At 64.9% G+C, this 16,490-nt stretch carries 14 protein-coding genes; 9 read left to right on the forward strand and 5 right to left on the reverse strand.

Annotation, left to right across the window (positions count from 1 at the left end; translation table 11 throughout):
- Positions 1–50: 50 nt before the first annotated feature.
- The 3 genes from ACZI8R_RS11055 to ACZI8R_RS11065 all read right to left on the reverse strand — a co-directional run bounded on the left by ACZI8R_RS11055 (position 51) and on the right by ACZI8R_RS11065 (position 4,225).
- Positions 51–2,327, reverse strand: a complete 2,277-nt coding sequence (locus ACZI8R_RS11055) for a HelD family protein (RefSeq protein WP_463379640.1) — start codon at positions 2,325–2,327, stop codon at positions 51–53.
- 118 nt (positions 2,328–2,445) lie between these two features.
- A complete protein-coding gene (locus ACZI8R_RS11060) occupies positions 2,446–3,444 on the reverse strand; it encodes a DoxX family protein (RefSeq protein WP_463379641.1) in 999 nt (332 codons plus the stop codon).
- A gap of 94 nt (positions 3,445–3,538) precedes the next feature.
- A complete protein-coding gene (locus ACZI8R_RS11065; protein WP_463379642.1) occupies positions 3,539–4,225 on the reverse strand; it encodes an MBL fold metallo-hydrolase in 687 nt (228 codons plus the stop codon).
- 146 nt (positions 4,226–4,371) lie between these two features.
- On the opposite strand from ACZI8R_RS11065, the gene uvrA reads away from it, so the two are divergent.
- Positions 4,372–7,335, forward strand: coding sequence for an excinuclease ABC subunit UvrA (gene uvrA / locus ACZI8R_RS11070; RefSeq protein ID WP_463379691.1), 2,964 nt, complete (start codon positions 4,372–4,374; stop codon positions 7,333–7,335).
- 7 nt (positions 7,336–7,342) lie between these two features.
- Here uvrA and ACZI8R_RS11075 read toward each other — a convergent pair whose 3' ends face one another.
- The gene (locus ACZI8R_RS11075) at positions 7,343–8,062 is read right to left on the reverse strand and encodes an alpha/beta fold hydrolase (protein ID WP_463379643.1); all 720 of its coding nucleotides are present in this window, start codon (positions 8,060–8,062) and stop codon (positions 7,343–7,345) included.
- A 52-nt stretch (positions 8,063–8,114) separates the two neighbouring features.
- Positions 8,115–8,468, reverse strand: a complete 354-nt coding sequence (locus tag ACZI8R_RS11080; RefSeq protein ID WP_463379644.1) for a DUF1844 domain-containing protein — start codon at positions 8,466–8,468, stop codon at positions 8,115–8,117.
- A 401-nt stretch (positions 8,469–8,869) separates the two neighbouring features.
- Here ACZI8R_RS11080 and infC point away from each other — a divergent pair, with 401 nt between their 5' ends.
- From infC to argC, 8 genes are all read left to right on the forward strand, one after another.
- The gene (gene infC, locus ACZI8R_RS11085) at positions 8,870–9,526 is read left to right on the forward strand and encodes a translation initiation factor IF-3 (protein ID WP_463379692.1); all 657 of its coding nucleotides are present in this window, start codon (positions 8,870–8,872) and stop codon (positions 9,524–9,526) included.
- 45 nt (positions 9,527–9,571) lie between these two features.
- Positions 9,572–9,766, forward strand: a complete 195-nt coding sequence (rpmI, locus tag ACZI8R_RS11090; protein WP_378578874.1) for a 50S ribosomal protein L35 — start codon at positions 9,572–9,574, stop codon at positions 9,764–9,766.
- 57 nt (positions 9,767–9,823) lie between these two features.
- Positions 9,824–10,213: a 50S ribosomal protein L20 gene (gene rplT / locus ACZI8R_RS11095; RefSeq protein ID WP_463379645.1), complete on the forward strand. Its 390-nt coding sequence runs from the start codon at positions 9,824–9,826 to the stop codon at positions 10,211–10,213.
- Positions 10,214–10,251: 38 nt separating this feature from the next.
- Positions 10,252–11,052 carry a TrmH family RNA methyltransferase gene (locus tag ACZI8R_RS11100; protein ID WP_463379646.1) on the forward strand — a complete coding sequence of 267 codons (801 nt, stop codon included), beginning with the start codon at positions 10,252–10,254 and terminating at the stop codon, positions 11,050–11,052.
- Between the two features lie 134 nt (positions 11,053–11,186).
- Positions 11,187–12,254 (forward strand): phenylalanine--tRNA ligase subunit alpha, encoded by a 1,068-nt coding sequence (gene pheS, locus ACZI8R_RS11105; RefSeq protein ID WP_463379647.1) that lies wholly within the window; start codon positions 11,187–11,189, stop codon positions 12,252–12,254.
- A 55-nt stretch (positions 12,255–12,309) separates the two neighbouring features.
- On the forward strand, positions 12,310–14,802 hold the full coding sequence (gene pheT / locus ACZI8R_RS11110) for a phenylalanine--tRNA ligase subunit beta (protein ID WP_463379648.1): 2,493 nt from the start codon (positions 12,310–12,312) through the stop codon (positions 14,800–14,802).
- Positions 14,803–14,887: 85 nt separating this feature from the next.
- On the forward strand, positions 14,888–15,328 hold the full coding sequence (locus ACZI8R_RS11115) for a hypothetical protein (RefSeq protein ID WP_463379649.1): 441 nt from the start codon (positions 14,888–14,890) through the stop codon (positions 15,326–15,328).
- An 86-nt stretch (positions 15,329–15,414) separates the two neighbouring features.
- On the forward strand, positions 15,415–16,470 hold the full coding sequence (argC, locus tag ACZI8R_RS11120; RefSeq protein ID WP_463379650.1) for an N-acetyl-gamma-glutamyl-phosphate reductase: 1,056 nt from the start codon (positions 15,415–15,417) through the stop codon (positions 16,468–16,470).
- Positions 16,471–16,490: the final 20 nt, after the last annotated feature.

Raw genomic sequence — 16,490 nt, forward strand, 5'->3', positions numbered from 1 at the left:
TACCAGGTGCCCCCGTAGCCGGTCGGCTACGGGGGCACGTGCGTCGGCTGTCAGTTCTGATTCACGCCGGCAAGGCCGCTCAGGCTGACGGGCAATTCCTGGTGATGGATCACGCCGAGGCGTTGGGTCGCGCGGGTGAGGGCCACGTAGATGTCGTTGATGCCGCGTGGTGATTCGTCGAGGATTTCTCCAGGTTCGACGATCAGCACGGAATCGAACTCGAGGCCCTTCGCATCGCGCACCGTGAGAACACTCACCGAATCGGACTGCAGGTCGGTGAGATCGGTGACGCGGCTGTGGCTGCCGATCACCACGGTGGTTCCCGGCGCGGACTCCCGGCTCAGCTGCTCGCGGACGGCGTCCTCGAGGTCGGCTTCGGACGGCACCCGCTGGGCCCACGGCGCGAATCCGGATTCACGGATGGAGCGCGGCTCCGACTGTGTCGGATCGATCTCCTGCAGGACGGTGTGCGCGATTTCCATGATCTCGGCCGGTGTCCGGTAGTTGACCGTGAGTTCGGTCAGCTTCCAGCGGTTGGCAACATACGGCTCGAGGATCCGCTGCCAGGAGGTGGTTCCCGCAGGATCTCCGGTCTGTGCGGTATCGCCGACCAGCGTGATCCAGCGATTCGGGATGCGGCGCATCAACATTCGCCACGCCATGTCGGAAAGTTCCTGTGCCTCGTCCACGATGACGTGGCCGTAGGTCCACGTTCGATCGCCGGCGGCGCGTTCGGCAGTGGTCTGTTTGCGACCGACATCGTGGCGTTGCGCGAGCTGGCTCGCGTCGATGAGGTCGTACGCCATGAGGATCTCCGGGTCGAGTTCGTCCTCGAGATCCTGTGGCGCGGAACCGGTGAGGATGTCCAGTGCGCCCTGAGCGTCTTCGATCTGTGCTCGCCACTCGCGTTGCGCACGTTCGCGTTCGGCCGCATCGTCGACGCCCAGAAGTTCGGCCAGCTCGTCCAGGAGAGGAGCATCGGCGTCGCTGAATCCGATTCGTGCATCCCGGTGCAACGCGTCCTGGTCGCTCCGAGTGAGGTCGGGCGCTGCCGAAGCGAGCCGTTGTGGAGACGCCAGCAGGTCGCGGAGCACGACGGTGGGCGAAAGCTCGGGCCACAGGCCGTTGACCGCAGCCATGATCTCCGGGTCTTCGCGCATCTCGTCACGCATGTCCGCAATATCGTTTCGGCTCAGCAGATTTCCCTCGTCGACCAGATTCTCGCCGACTCGCCCAGCGAGCTGGTCCGCGAGCGCCTCGATGACTGCCGACACGAATATCGGCCGTGCAAGGTTGTGCGGCCGTCGAGAAGAGCGTGCGCGACCCCGTGCCCGCGTGACCGTCTTGCGGTCCAGTCGAAGTCCATAGGTGTCGAAACTCAAAGCGACGGGTTCCTTGGGCACTTCCTGTCGATCGCGGACTGCCTGCTTCAGGATCGCGACCATGTCGGTGGACCCCTTGATCATTCCGGCTTCGAGCGATTCTTCGTGGGTGGCACGCACGCCGGGATACAGGTCGCCGATGGTGGACAGCAACACGCCGGTCTCGCCGAGGGAGGGGAGCACTTGCCCGATGTAGTCGAGGAAAGTGGGGTTGGGTCCGATTATCAACACACCGCTCTTCGCGAGCTGACGGCGATACGTGTAGAGCAGGTAGGCGGCGCGGTGCAGCGCGACTGCAGTTTTCCCGGTACCTGGACCGCCTTGGACGACAAGCACGCTCTTGTGCTCGGTCCGGATGATGGCGTCCTGTTCGCCCTGAATCGTTTCCACGATGTCGTTCATATGGCCGGTTCGCGCGGCATTCAACGCCGAAAGCAACGCGCTCTCGCCGGCGACCCCGCCGGCAACGACTCCGGCCCCGGCCGACTCGGCGGCATCCAGATCGAGATACTCGTCGTTGATCGCCGTGACCGTGCGACTGCGGGACCTGATGTGGCGTCGACGGGTCACCCCGTCGGGGGCAGCGGGTGTGGCGAGGTAGAACGGCCGCGCCATCGGTGCGCGCCAGTCCAGGAGGAGCGTCTCGTAATCGTTCTCCTCGTCGAGGATGCCGAGGCGTCCGACGTACCGCGCCTCGTCGTCGAGGTCGATTCGGCCGAACGCCAATCCGTTCTCGGCGGCGTCGTACTTCGCGAGGTCTTCGGTGTAGAGCTGATTGAACGATTCACGTTCACTGCGGGCTTGGGGTGTACCCCCTGATTCCAACAGGATTCGGCTCAGACGATCCGCTGCGTAGGCGCGGAGTTCGTCGAGCCGGTCGTACAAATTCGTCACATACTTCTGCTCGAGCTCTCGCTCGTCGTGTGACGTTCCCTCGTGGGGCAAAGCGTCTCCTCGGCTGGTTCGGCTGCACTGCCTGATACGGCGGCAAAAGTGCCAAGGAAGTCTAGTCGTGGCGGTGACGCTCCGCAGAGTGCGCTGGTCAGCGCACTCTGCGGACGGGTCACTTCGCCAGTTTGGCGCGCTCTGCGCGTGCCTTCTCGAGCGCTGCCTCGGTCTGCTCGAGTGCCTTCTTGCTCAGCAACTCGCCGCGCTTGCTCAAGACCTCGCCGCGTTTGCGGGCCTTCTTGTTCAGCGCTTCGCTGCGCTTGTGCGCCTTCTTGCTCAGTGCCTCGCTGCGCTTGTTCAGTTCGTCGCCGCGCTTACGTGCCCGCTTGCCCAGAACCTCGCCCTGCTCGGCGGCGGTGGACGCCCAGTCGCTGCTCTTCTCGGCTGCGAGGGACGCCCAGTCGCTGCTCTTCTCTCGGGCGGTTTCTGCGAGGTCGGGAGCGCGATCCTTTGCGACCTCGGCGAACTCACTGCCCTTGTCGAGAGCCGTCTTCGCAAGCTCGGATCCGCGCTCACGTGCAGTGTCGAAGAGGCCCGAACCACGTTCGGCTGCTTCCCCGCCGAGGGTGCGTGCGCGTTCCGACGCGGACGTGAGTGCCTGCTCGACGCGGTGATCGTCACCCGAGGATGCGATCGGGAGCGCTGCGGACAACGACGTCTGCGCCTTGCTTGCTGCGCGCCTGCCGCGCCAACCGAGGGACGGCTTGCCCTCGGTGTCGACCGACGCTATTAGCAAGCCACCGAGAAGGCTCACGTTCTTGAGGAACGCAGTCCGCTGAGCGGAACGCTGAGCGGGATCGTTCTCGTTCCAGAAGTCGTGACCTGCAAGGGTGGTGGGGACGAGACTGCCCGCGAGAGCCAACGAGGCAAGGCGCGGGGCCTTCCCCGTTGCGAGGAGCACGCCGCCACCGATCTGGACGGCGGCATTGATCTTTACGAGTGTCTCCGCGTCTGTGGGCACGCTGTCCGTCACGGACGACGGCAGAGCCTCGGTCGACTTGTCGATCAGGGGCGTTGCGGCTTGTGCCTTCCCACTGGGATTCTTGAGCGCATCGACGCCGCCAGCGATGAAGATCGTGGACAGCAACGGGCGGGCAATTCGACGAACGAGCATCGGCATCCTCCAATTGTTTGGTACTCGTCTCACCCTAACCAGGCTTCGGATTCGGCGTCGGAGTACGGGTGGTGATGGACTCGGAAAACCTGGCTCACCAGCCGCGTTCCTTCCACTTGGCGATGGAGGGCCGCTCTGCGCCGAGAGTCGTGTCGTCACCGTGTCCGGGGTAGACGACCGTGCTGTCGGGGTAGCGGCCGAAGATCTTCGTCTCCACGTCGTGCAGCAATGACTCGAACTGTTCGGATTCTGCCGTCTTTCCCACGCCACCAGGGAACAGTGAGTCGCCGGTGAACACGTGCGTACTGCCGTCCGAGTCGGCGAAGGCGAGCGCTATCGAACCTGGTGTGTGTCCCGAAAGGTGAATCACGTCCAATGTCAGTTCACCCACTCGCACGGTGTCGCCGTCTTCCAGCAAACGGTCCGGGCGCACGGGGAGCGCGTCCGCGTCGAGCGGATGTGCCGAGGTGGGCGCCCCGGTCGTCTCGGCGACCTCTTCGAGCGCGAGCCAGTGGTCGCCGTGCTGGTGGGTCGTGACGATTCGGCCGAGAGGCTTCGGCAACCCCTCCACCAGTTCGAGAACATGCTCGGCTTCGTTCGCCGCGTCGATCAGCAAGGAGTCGCCGGTTGCGGAACAAACGACGACATAGACGTTGTTGTCCATGGGGCCGACCGACATCTTCGTGATGCGAGCACCGGCGGTGGTTCGTCGTTGTGGACGTGAGCCGCTGCTCACGTGTCCGGTGTAGTTGTCGTCGATATCGAGGGTTCGATCGCTCATGTGGGCAGGCTACCGTCGGATACGTGCAGGTGAGTCCGGACTGCACGTCTGCGACCCGAAACGTGTCGGTGGGGCGAACTACGATGACGAAGCCTGATTCTTCGGTCGTCCGAGAGTCGGCTCGTCGAACAATGAAGGGACTTGGAGTGGCGGATCGCCTGATCGTGCGGGGTGCGCGTGAGCACAATCTGCGAGGGGTCGACATCGATTTGCCTCGTGACAGCCTGATCGTCTTCACGGGGTTGTCCGGTTCCGGTAAATCGAGTCTCGCCTTCGACACGATCTTCGCCGAGGGGCAGCGTCGGTATGTCGAGTCGCTGTCGGCGTATGCCCGGCAGTTCCTCGGGCAGATGGACAAGCCCGATGTCGACTTCATCGAGGGACTGTCGCCCGCCGTGTCGATCGACCAGAAATCGACCAACCGCAACCCGCGCTCCACCGTCGGCACCATCACGGAGGTCTACGACTACCTCCGCCTTCTCTACGCGCGCGCAGGCACCGCCCACTGCCCGGTCTGTGGTGAACAGATCGCGCGGCAGACGCCGCAGCAGATCGTCGATCAGGTGCTCGACATGGAGGAGGGCACCCGATTCCAGGTTCTCGCGCCGGTGGTGAGGACTCGCAAGGGCGAGTTCGTCGACCTTTTCGATCAGCTGAACGGTCAGGGCTATTCGCGCGTTCGGGTCGATGGAGTGGTTCATCAGCTGACTGACCCGCCGACGCTGAAGAAGCAGGAGAAGCACGACATCGAGGTGGTCGTCGACCGCCTCGCCGTCAAGCCCAGTTCGAAGCAGCGCCTGACCGACTCGATCGAGACGGCGCTACGCCTCGCCGAGGGCATCGTCGTGCTCGATTTCGTCGATCGTGAAGAGAACGCTGCGGATCGTGAACGACGCTTCTCGGAAAAACTGGCTTGCCCCAACGGCCACGCACTGGCGATCGACGACCTCGAGCCTCGGTCCTTCTCGTTCAACTCGCCGTACGGCGCCTGCCCCGAATGCATCGGGCTCGGCATCCGCAAGGAAGTCGACCCCGAGCTGGTCGTTCCCGATCCGGAAATGACGTTGCAGGAAGGCGCGGTCGCACCGTGGTCGATGGGACAGACGTCCGAGTACTTCGGCCGATTGCTGTCGGGGCTGGGTGACGTCCTCGGTTTCGACATGGACACGCCGTGGAACAAGCTCCCCGCGAAGGCCCGAAAAGCCATCCTCGAGGGCAGCACCGATCAGGTCCACGTCCGCTACAAGAATCGATACGGCCGGGTCCGCTCGTACTACGCGGATTTCGAAGGCGTCATGCCTTTCCTGCATCGTCGACTCGAGCAGACCGAATCGGACCAGATGAAGGAACGCTACGACGGGTACATGCGCGACATTCCGTGTCCCGCGTGTGGAGGAGCCCGACTGAAGCCGGAGATCCTTTCGGTCACCATCGCGAGCGGCAAGTTCGGTAAGAAGTCGATCGCCGAAGTATGCGAACTGTCGATCTCCGATTGTGCGGACTTCCTGAACAGCCTCTCGCTGGCCTCCCGTGAAGAGGCCATTGCCGGCCAGGTCCTGAGAGAAGTTCAGGCCAGGCTCGGATTCCTGCTGGACGTCGGCCTCGAGTACCTCTCGCTTTCGCGCGCCGCCGGCACGCTTTCCGGAGGGGAGGCACAGCGCATCCGGCTCGCCACGCAGATCGGCTCCGGGCTCGTGGGCGTGCTCTACGTGTTGGACGAGCCCTCGATCGGACTGCATCAGCGTGACAACCGTCGTCTCATCGAGACCCTCACCCGGTTGCGTGACCTCGGAAACACTCTGATCGTCGTCGAACACGACGAGGACACCATTCGGATGTCGGACTGGGTGGTGGACATCGGTCCGCTCGCCGGCGAGCACGGCGGCAAGGTCGTGCACAGCGGCCCGTACCAAGAGCTTCTCGAATGTGACGAGTCCCTCACGGGTGCTTACCTTTCCGGCCGCAGCTTCATCGAGGTTCCGGACATTCGTCGGCCGGTGGACCGCAAGCGTCAGGTCACTGTCGTCGGCGCGCGCGAGCACAATCTGGGCGGTATCGACGTGAGCTTCCCGCTGGGTGTCCTCACCACGGTCACCGGTGTCTCCGGCTCGGGCAAGTCGACGCTCGTCAACGACATCCTTGCGACGGTGATGGCCAACAAGCTCAACGGTGCTCGTCAGGTTCCCGGACGTCATACCCGCATCAACGGGCTCGACCAGTTGGACAAGCTGGTACAGGTCGATCAGTCACCGATCGGACGCACGCCGCGTTCGAACGCCGCGACGTACACAGGTGTGTTCGACAAGATTCGCACCCTGTTCGCGGCCACGACCGAAGCGAAGGTTCGCGGATATCAGCCAGGCCGGTTCTCCTTCAACGTGAAGGGTGGCAGGTGTGAGGCCTGCTCCGGCGACGGCACCCTGAAGATCGAGATGAACTTCCTCCCCGACGTGTATGTCCCGTGCGAGGTGTGCCATGGCGCGCGGTACAACCGCGAGACGCTCGAGGTTCACTACAAGGGCAAGACGATCGCCGAGGTCCTCGACATGCCGATCGAGCAGGCAGCGGAGTTCTTCGAGCCCGTCACCTCCATCCACCGTTACTTGAAGACCTTGGTCGAGGTCGGGCTCGGTTATGTACGACTGGGACAGCCGGCGCCCACCTTGTCGGGCGGCGAGGCCCAACGCGTCAAGCTTGCGGCCGAGCTGCAGAAGCGGTCGACGGGCCGGACGGTCTACATCCTCGACGAGCCCACCACGGGCCTGCATTTCGAGGACATTCGCAAGTTGCTCGGAGTGGTGAACGGGCTTGTCGACAAGGGAAATACGGTCATCGTCATCGAGCACAACCTCGACGTGATCAAGACGTCGGACTGGATCGTGGACATGGGGCCGGAGGGAGGCTCGGGCGGCGGTGCGGTCGTGGCGGAAGGCACCCCAGAAGAGGTTGCACAGGTTCCAGCGAGCTACACCGGCACGTTCTTGCGTGAGGTACTCGAGAATCGGCCGGATTCCACACCGCGCAAGTCCGTGAAGCCCGCGAGGAAGCCGGCAGTGAAGAAGACCGCGGCGTCGAAGCGGACACCGAAAAAGGTAGCCGCCAAGAGCTGATGGGCTGTCAGTCGACAGTTACGGCGTGCAGTATTTCCGCCAGGTCGTCCGGACGTGACCACATCGGCCAGTGTCCGGTGGGCAGGTCCACGTACTCGACCGATTCGATCGATTCGAGCTCGGCTGCCATGGGGTGGCCAGCTGCAGCCATCTGTGTGATCACTTCCGCGGGGAAGCTGTTGCACACCACGGTGACCGGCACCGACAGTCGGCGGTCATCGGTGACCTGAACTTCGTCGCGGGCCGGGCCGGCCGGGTGAGGTACGGCACGGGCGCGGAAGTTCTCGAGAGCTGCGTCGTCGAGACCGTCGATACTGCTGCCGTCTTCCTCGAGTTCCGCCCACGAGGGAAAGGGGAGTGCCTCGGCGCCGTCGATGTCGTCGCGCAGGCGAGCGCCCGACGGCATCGGTCCGCTGTCGACATACACGACTCGATCGAGTCGTTCGTGGGCGCGATCGGTGGCCATGTAAGCGACGGGTCCGGCGCCGCTGTGCGCCACCACAACCACCTGTTCGGTGTCGCCGACATCGGTTTCGACCGCGTCGACGACCGCCTTGACGTGATCGTCGAGTGTGATGTCGCCCTTGTCGGTGGCCGCGTCGTCGAGCCCGGGAAGTGTCAGTGCCGTGACCTTGTGGCCACGGCCGGTGAGGTTCGAGGCGACCGAACCCCAGGCCCAGCCGCCGAGCCAGAATCCGGGAACCAGGACGAAGTGCGTGAGGGTCATCACCCGATCATCGTGCAAATTCGGTGGCGGCGCCGGACAACCCCTCACAGCGTCAGTGAACGGGACCGGTGTACTTCTCGCCGGGGCCCTTGCCGGGCTCGTCGGGGTAGGGAGAGGCCTCGCGGAAGGCGCGCTGCAATGCCTGCAGACCCTCCCGAATCGGGCCGGCGTGAGGGCCGAGGTACTCGACGGACGAGGTGACGAGGCCGGCCAGCGCGGTGATGACTCGCCGTGCCTCGTCGAGGTCTCGGTGCGTGCTCGCGTCGGGGTCCGGATCGGACAGGCCGAGCTTCTCGGCAGCCGAGCTCATCAGCATTACCGCGGCGCGGCTGATGACCTCCACGGCCGGTACGTCGGAAAGTTCGCGAACCGAGTCGTCTTGGTTGCTTTCGATGTTGTCCGTCATGACGTCAAGGATTCCATCTCGTCTCACGCCTGCGTCGTGCGGTGTCGATCAGCTTTCGATACGGGCCCTGCCGATTAGCCTCCGACATGGGCAAATGCTATTCTGGTTTGCAACGACCGCCCTCGGAGAAGTTCGGGGGCAGCAAGTGGAGTCCGACTCCCACCCTGGCAGTACGCAAAATCGCTGTTCAGTGGTCCGGTCACTCGGTTCGGCGTAGTCCGTCCCGAGTCCTCCGATTGGAGGGTGCCGCCGTTTCGGCTTATGCCGAAGAGGTTGCACGATCGGTCGACATCGGGCCCCGCAAGGTGACAGTTCACCGTAGCGGGGCTTTTTTGTCGGGATCCGGGCAGTACAGGCTGCGGGCGGTCACGTAGACCAGCCCGTACAACCTAGGAGGCCCCATCAGCACTGAGACCCGCATCAACGAGCGCATCCGAGTTCCCGAGGTCCGTCTGGTCGGACCCGGCGGGGAACAGGTGGGCATCGTGCGTGTTGAAGATGCACTTCGCCTGGCTCTCGATGCCGACCTCGATTTGGTCGAGGTGGCACCGGACGCCCGTCCACCGGTCTGCAAGATCATGGACTACGGCAAGTTCAAGTACGAGAACGCGCAGAAGGCGCGCGAATCGCGCAAGAACCAGCAACTGACGGTCATCAAGGAGCAGAAGCTCCGTCCGAAGATCGACGATCACGACTACGAGACCAAGAAGCGCAACGTCGTTCGCTTCCTCGAAGCCGGATCGAAGGTCAAGGTCACGATCATGTTCCGTGGTCGTGAGCAGTCTCGTCCCGAACTGGGATTCCGGCTTCTGCAGCGTTTGGGTGCGGATGTCGCGGACCTCGGGTTCGTGGAGACGTCGGCCAAGCAGGACGGCCGCAACATGACCATGGTGCTCGCCCCTCACAAGGGTGCGAAGACACGCGTGAAGGCGCAGGAAAGTGCAGCAGCACCGCCTGCCCAGCGGGCAGCGCCTGCAGCTCCGGCGGCTCCGGCAACGCCTGCGAAGCCGGCTGCCCCGGCCTCCGGGGATTCGTCCACGGAAGCTCCCAGCAGCTAGACCAGACTCCATCAGCACGACAGAAATACAGAAACCGAGGATTCCATGCCCAAGTCGAAGACCCACAGCGGCACCGCGAAGCGATTCAAGGTGTCCGGCAGCGGAAAGATCCTGCGCCAGAAGGCCGGTCGCCGCCACCTGCTCGAGCACAAGCCCACCAAGGTGACCCGTCGCCTCGATGGCAAGGCTGTCGTCAGCAAGGCCGACACCCCGCGCATCAAGCGCCTGCTCGACATCTGACATTTGCATTGACCACCCGGGGTCCCTCGTGGATCCCTAGATTGACAGGATTTTTCAGTGGCACGCGTAAAGAGGGCGGTCAACGCCCAGAAGAAGCGCCGTTCGATTCTCGAGGCGTCCAGCGGATACCGCGGACAGCGTTCGCGTCTGTACCGCAAGGCCAAGGAGCAGCAGCTCCACTCGCTGACCTACGCATACCGCGACCGTCGCGCTCGCAAGGGTGACTTCCGCAAGCTGTGGATCACTCGCATCAACGCCGCGGCCCGCGCGAACGACATCACCTACAACCGTCTGATCCAGGGTCTGCACCTGGCAGAGGTCGAGGTCGACCGCAAGAACCTCGCCGAGCTGGCTGTCTCTGACAGCGAAGCATTCGCCGGTCTGGTCGCCGTCGCGAAGGCTGCGCTGCCGTCCGACGTGAACGCTCCTGCCGGAGACGTGGCCTGAGCCTCGAATCCAGCAGTTCAGAAGTCCGGAGACGACCCGTGGATCCGCTCACCGAGCGAACACCACGGGTCGTTTCTGCTGTGAAGCTGCTGCGAACAGCGGATCGTCGCAAAGCGGGCCGATTTCTCGTCGAGGGTGAGAACTCGGTGGGTGAGGCACTCGCCGGTGGCACGGTCGTTCGCGAGCTGTTCCACACCGAGGATGCGGCATCCCGCTACGGGGATTTGATCGTCGGCGCCGAGGCGAGCGGAGTGCGAACGGCACTCGTCACCGAACGCGCGATTCGCGGACTCAGCGACACAGTGACCCCGCCCGGGCTCGTGGCCGTCTGTGATCTGGTCGACGTCGCATTGGACGTGGCAGTCGATGCCGGATCGCGGCTGCTCGCGGTACCGGTAGCGATGGGTGAACCAGGAAACGCGGGCACGGTGCTGCGGGTGGCGGATGCGATGGGTGCAGACGGCGTGATCCTTGCCGGAGACAGCGTGGACCCGCACAACGGCAAATGTGTGCGGTCGTCCGCGGGCAGCCTGTTCCACCTGCCAGTGGCGCGGGAGCGGGACGTCGACGCCGTTGTCGAGACGATCCGCGCAGCCGGTATCCAGTTGCTGGCGACAGCAGCGGACGGTGAGGTGGACCTCGACGACGCGGACGAACTTCTCGGAGCGCCCAGCGCGTGGTTGTTCGGAAACGAAGCGCACGGGTTGGATCCCGAGGTCGCGGCCCTGGCCGATCATCGGGTTCGGATCCCCATCCACGGACGCGCGGAAAGCCTCAACTTGGCGACCGCTGCATCTATCTGCCTTTACTCGAGCGCTCGGGTGCAGAACCGTACTTAGGAAGACCGACGAGTCGGACGTCGTCGCCGGATCGCCTAGGATTCCGGGCGGAACCCGCGGTATCGGACCGTAGCGCCGATCGGGAGCCGTGTTGAACGCAAGACCATAAGAAGTTTCGAGGAGAGGCATCGTTCGTGGCTGACAAGGAAGGCACCGTGTCGGAGGTCGATTCGAGTGCACTCGCGGAAGAGGCGCTCACCACTGCCGCCGACAACGCGGATGCGGCCTTGGCCGGTGCAGCCGACCTGGACGACCTCGCACAGGTCAAGATTGCGCATCTCGGTGACAAGTCGCCGCTCGCACTGGCGCGGCGGGCGCTCGGCACCCTGCCGGGCAAGGAGAAGGCCGACGCCGGTAAGCGCGTGAACGTGGCGCGATCCAGAGTGTCCGAGGCTTTCGAGGCCCGACGTGCGGTTCTTCTCGCCGAACGCGACGCTGCGGTTCTGGTCGCCGAGACGATCGACGTGACGCTCCCGTCGCAGCGTCGACCGGTGGGGGCCCGTCACCCGATCACCATCATTTCCGAGCAGGTTGCCGACGTGTTCGTGGCGATGGGTTGGGAGGTCGCAGAAGGACCTGAGGTAGAGACCGAGCACTTCAATTTCGACGCGCTGAACTTCCTGCCGGACCACCCGGCTCGGACGATGCAGGACACGTTCCACGTCGCCCCGGAGAACTCACGGCAGGTGTTGCGTACTCACACGTCGCCGGTTCAGGTCCGCACCATGCTCGAACGCGACGTGCCCATCTACGTGGTGTGCCCGGGACGCACGTTCCGGACGGACGAACTCGATGCGACGCACACGCCGGTGTTCTCGCAGGTGGAAGGCCTGGCCGTCGACAAGGGGCTGACGATGGCGAACCTGCGCGGCACGCTCGATGCGTTCGCGCGTGCCCTGTTCGGGTCCGATACCCGGACTCGTATGCGTCCCAACTACTTCCCCTTCACGGAACCGTCTGCCGAGGTGGACGTGTGGTTCCCGAACAAGAAGGGCGGCGCCGGCTGGGTCGAATGGGGCGGCTGCGGCATGGTGAACCCGAACGTGTTGCGTGCCTCCGGCATCGATCCCGACGAGTATTCGGGATTCGCGTTCGGAATGGGACTCGAGCGGACGCTCCAGTTCCGAAACGGTATTCCGGACATGCGTGACATCGTCGAGGGCGATGTCCGATTCACGCTGCCTTTCGGGGTGCAGGGCTGAGCCCGGCGCACGACAAATCCACCATCGCATTCACGAACGAGAGAGCTGAGCACCCGTGCGAGTAGCGCAATCCTGGCTGACCGAGATCCTGCAGCGAGCCACTCCGGGATGGTCCGTCACCCCGGAGGAGTTGGACGCCGGATTCGTCCGCGTCGGCCTCGAAGTCGAGGAACTGGACGTACTCGAGGGCGTCGACGGCCCGCTCGTGGTCGGACGAGTTCAGGAGATCACCGAACTCACGGAGTTCAAGAAGCCGATCCGATTCTGCGCCGTGGACGTGGGCGCCGAGAAGCCACAGGAGATCGTCTGTGGCGCGCGCAATTTCGCCGAGGGTGACCTGGTCGTGGTTGCGTTGCCCGGCGCTGTGCTCCCTGGCGGCTTCGCGATCGCCTCGCGGAAGACGTACGGCAAGGTGTCGGACGGCATGATCTGCTCCGTCGCCGAATTGGGCCTCGGCAGGGATCACTCGGGGATTCTGGTGCTCGAGCCGGGGACGGCAGAACCGGGTACGGATGCCAAGGATCTGATGGGACTCGACGACACTGTCATCGAGCTCAATATCACTCCGGACCGCGGATACTGCTTCTCGGTTCGTGGGCTCACCCGCGAACTTGCCTGTGGGTTCGATCTGGACTTCGCCGACCCGGCGGTAGTCGAGCCACTGCCCGCAGTAGGTGAGGCATGGCCGGTCCGACTCGAAGGCGAGTCGGACGCGAGCCGTTTCGCCGCGCGCAAGGTGTCCGGAATCGACCCGAACGCGGTGAGCCCGTGGTGGTTGCAGCGTCGGTTGCTGATGTCCGGGATTCGCCCGATCTCGCCCGCTGTCGATGTCACGAACTACGTGTTGCTCGAACTGGGACAACCACTGCATGCGTTCGATGCGGACAAGGTTCAGGGCGGGCTCGTCGTCCGTCGCGCTGCGGCAGGGGAGAAGCTGGTCACCCTGGACGACGTCGAGCGGGCCCTCGATCCCGAGGATGTCGTCATCGCCGACGATTCCGGAGTGGTGTCGCTGGCAGGTGTGATGGGTGGCGCGAGCACGGAAGTCGGCACGGGGACCACCGACATCCTCCTCGAGGCTGCCATCTGGGATCCGCTGGCGGTGTTCAAGACGGGCCGACGTCACAAGCTGTCCAGTGAAGCGGCGAGGCGATTCGAGCGCGTGGTCGATCCTGAGATTCCGGTTGCCGCATTGGACCGTGCGGCTTCCCTGTTGGTCGAGATCGCCGGCGGTCGTGTCGAGGAGACACTCACCGACGTGCGGGCCGAAGACAGCGCCGAGGCCGCTCACCAGTCGATTCGGATCGACGCTGATCTGCCCGATCGTGTCGCGGGCGTCGCGTACCCGGCCGGCACGTCCGAGCGTCGACTGACGCAGGTCGGCTGCACGGTCGAGGTGAGCGCCGACGACAGCGGCCGTTTGGTCGTCACGCCGCCGTCGTGGCGTCCGGACCTGACGCAGCCCGCCGACTTGGTCGAGGAGGTGCTTCGACTCGAGGGGCTCGAGCAGATCCCTTCGGTGCTTCCGGCAGCTCCTTCAGGTCGAGGGCTCACTGCGTCGCAGCGTCGCAAGCGAGCGGTCGGCCGGGCCCTCGCCTTCGGCGGATACGTGGAAGTGCTGCCGCCGGTGTTTCTCCCGACCGACGTGTTCGACGTGTGGGGTCTGGACGCGGACGATCCACGCCGTGCCACGAGCAAGGTTCTGAATCCGCTCGAGTCGGACCGTCCGGAACTGGCCACCACACTGTTGCCGGGACTGCTCGAGGTGCTGGCGCGCAACGTTGCTCGCGGTCAGCGCGACGTGTCGTTGTTCGGCATCGCTCAAGTTGTGCAGCCCGGTCCTGACACGAAACCCGTGGCCGCGCTTCCCGTCGATCGCCGTCCCACGGATGCACAGGTCGACGAGTTGCTGGCGTCGCTTCCCGATCAGCCCGTGCACGTCGGTGCCGTGCTCACCGGCCTGCGAGAGCCGGCGGGACCGTGGGGGCCTGGCCGCACGTGCGAGGCCGCGGATGCGTTCGCGGCAGCAGCGACAGTCGCCGAAGCAGCAGGCGTGAACGTCGAACTGCGTGCGGCCCAGTACCTGCCGTGGCACCCGGGGCGATGTGCGGAACTGGTGGTGGACGGCGTCGTGGTCGGACACGCCGGCGAATTGCACCCGGCGGTTCTCGAACGCGCCGGACTTCCCGCGCGCACGTGTGCGATCGAGCTGAACCTCGATGCGTTGCCGCTTTCGGAACGGTTGCCCGCGCCGCGGGTTTCTCCTTTCCCGGCGGTGCTGCAGGACGTTGCCGTGGTGGTGGACAGCGGCGTCGCGTCCGCAGAGGTGGCAGCGGCCCTACGTGACGGCGGCGGTGAGCTCCTCGAGGAGGTGCGGCTCTTCGACGTCTTCGAGGGTGAGCAGGTCGGCGAGGGACGCAAGTCGTTGGCATTCGCACTTCGATTCCGAGGAGCCGACCGAACCCTTACCGAGGACGAGGCGAGTGCCGCGCGTGACGCGGCCGTCGCGGCGGCCGCGGGCGCCGTCGGTGCCGAGCTCCGAAGCTGACCGCGTGCCGGTCTGCGTTCCCTCGCTCGAACAGGCCGGCGCGAACGTAGGCTGGTCCGACAGGTCCGAACGGTAGGAGCGCGCGATGGTCGAGGTCGGTGAGGTCTTGGTAGCTGCGTCGCAGCTGAACGACGAGGAGTTTCTCGAGGTCGTGCGTGCTGTGTCGGCCGGCCGGCCCGGGCTCGCCGGGGTGCTCGCTGCAGCCGAAGGGCAAGGTGAGGTGTCCCATCCGCCGGTGCTGGACTCCGATACGACTCCGGGCGGACTGGTTCCAGGTGGTGTGGCTCCGTCGACAGCTCAGTACACACCGCAGACCGATCGGACACGGCCGGACTACACCGATACCGGGGTGCCCACTTTCGATGCCGTCCGTGACAAGATCGAACAGCGGGCAGGGACTGCCGCCGGTGCGGAGGAACTCGACCACGAGGGCGCTCAGGGCCGCTCGGTGGACGAGCAGTGGGCCGCGCGGGAGAAGGCGGGCAAGGCGCGGTTGGACGAGATCAGGCGTTCGCTCGGAAAGTAGAGTCCGAACCCGCTGGTGGAAGCTGTGCAGCTACCGGACCCGACCTACCGGATGAATTAAATTGCATTATGATGCATAATGATCATATGAGTGTGCAACCGGGCGAACAGATACGGGTCGCAGTCGCGGGAGCGAGCGGTTATGCGGGCGGTGAAGTGCTCCGCCTGCTGCTGAACCATCCGTCGTATCTCGATGGTTCGCTCGTGATCGGTGCGCTGACCGCCGGCGGGAACGCGGGGTCGACGCTGTCGTCGCAGCATCCGCATCTGCTTCCGCTGGGCGACCGCGTGCTCGAAGAGACATCGGTGGAAACGTTGGCAGGCCACGACGTGGTGTTCCTCGGTCTTCCGCACGGCAACTCGGCGCAGTACGCGAAGGCGCTGCCGGACGACACCGTCATCGTCGATTGTGGTGCGGACTTCCGCCTGTCGAACGCGGACGACTGGGAGAAGTACTACAAGAGCGAACACGCCGGCACGTGGCCGTACGGCCTGCCCGAACTTCCGGGTGGCCGCGAAAAACTCAGGGGAGCGACGCGCATTGCGGTTCCGGGGTGCTTCCCGACCGTGTCGAGTCTCGCGTTGGCGCCGGCCGTTTCCGCGGGTGTCGTCGAACCGAACGTGACCATCGTCGCGGTGACCGGAGCGTCCGGTGCCGGACGCGCGCCGAAAGCGGAGCTTCTGGGCGCGGAAGTCATGGGTTCGGTTCGGGCATACGGCGTCGGCGGCGTACACCGGCACACCCCGGAGATCATCCAGAACCTGTCGGCGCTCGCGGGGGAGCGGGTGAAGGTGTCGTTCACGCCGGTGCTGGCTCCCATGCCTCGTGGGATTCTCGCGACGTGCACGGCGGCCACGACGGCCACGGAGGCCGACGTACGGGCAATCTACGAAAAGGCCTATGCGGACGAACCGTTCGTGCACGTACTGCCGCAGGGGGTGTTGCCCCAGACCGGAGCCGTAATCGGTTCCAATGCCGTTCAGATGTCGGTGACGGTGGACGCGGATGCCGGACAGCTCGTGGTCGTCGCCGCAATCGACAACCTCGCGAAGGGAACGGCCGGTGCGGCGGTGCAATCGATGAACCTTGCCCTTGGACTACCCGAGACCGCCGGTCTCTCGACTGTGGGAGTTGCCCCGTGAGCGCAGAATTCCAGAACAAG

It is taken from the genome of Rhodococcus huquni, from assembly GCF_055231055.1.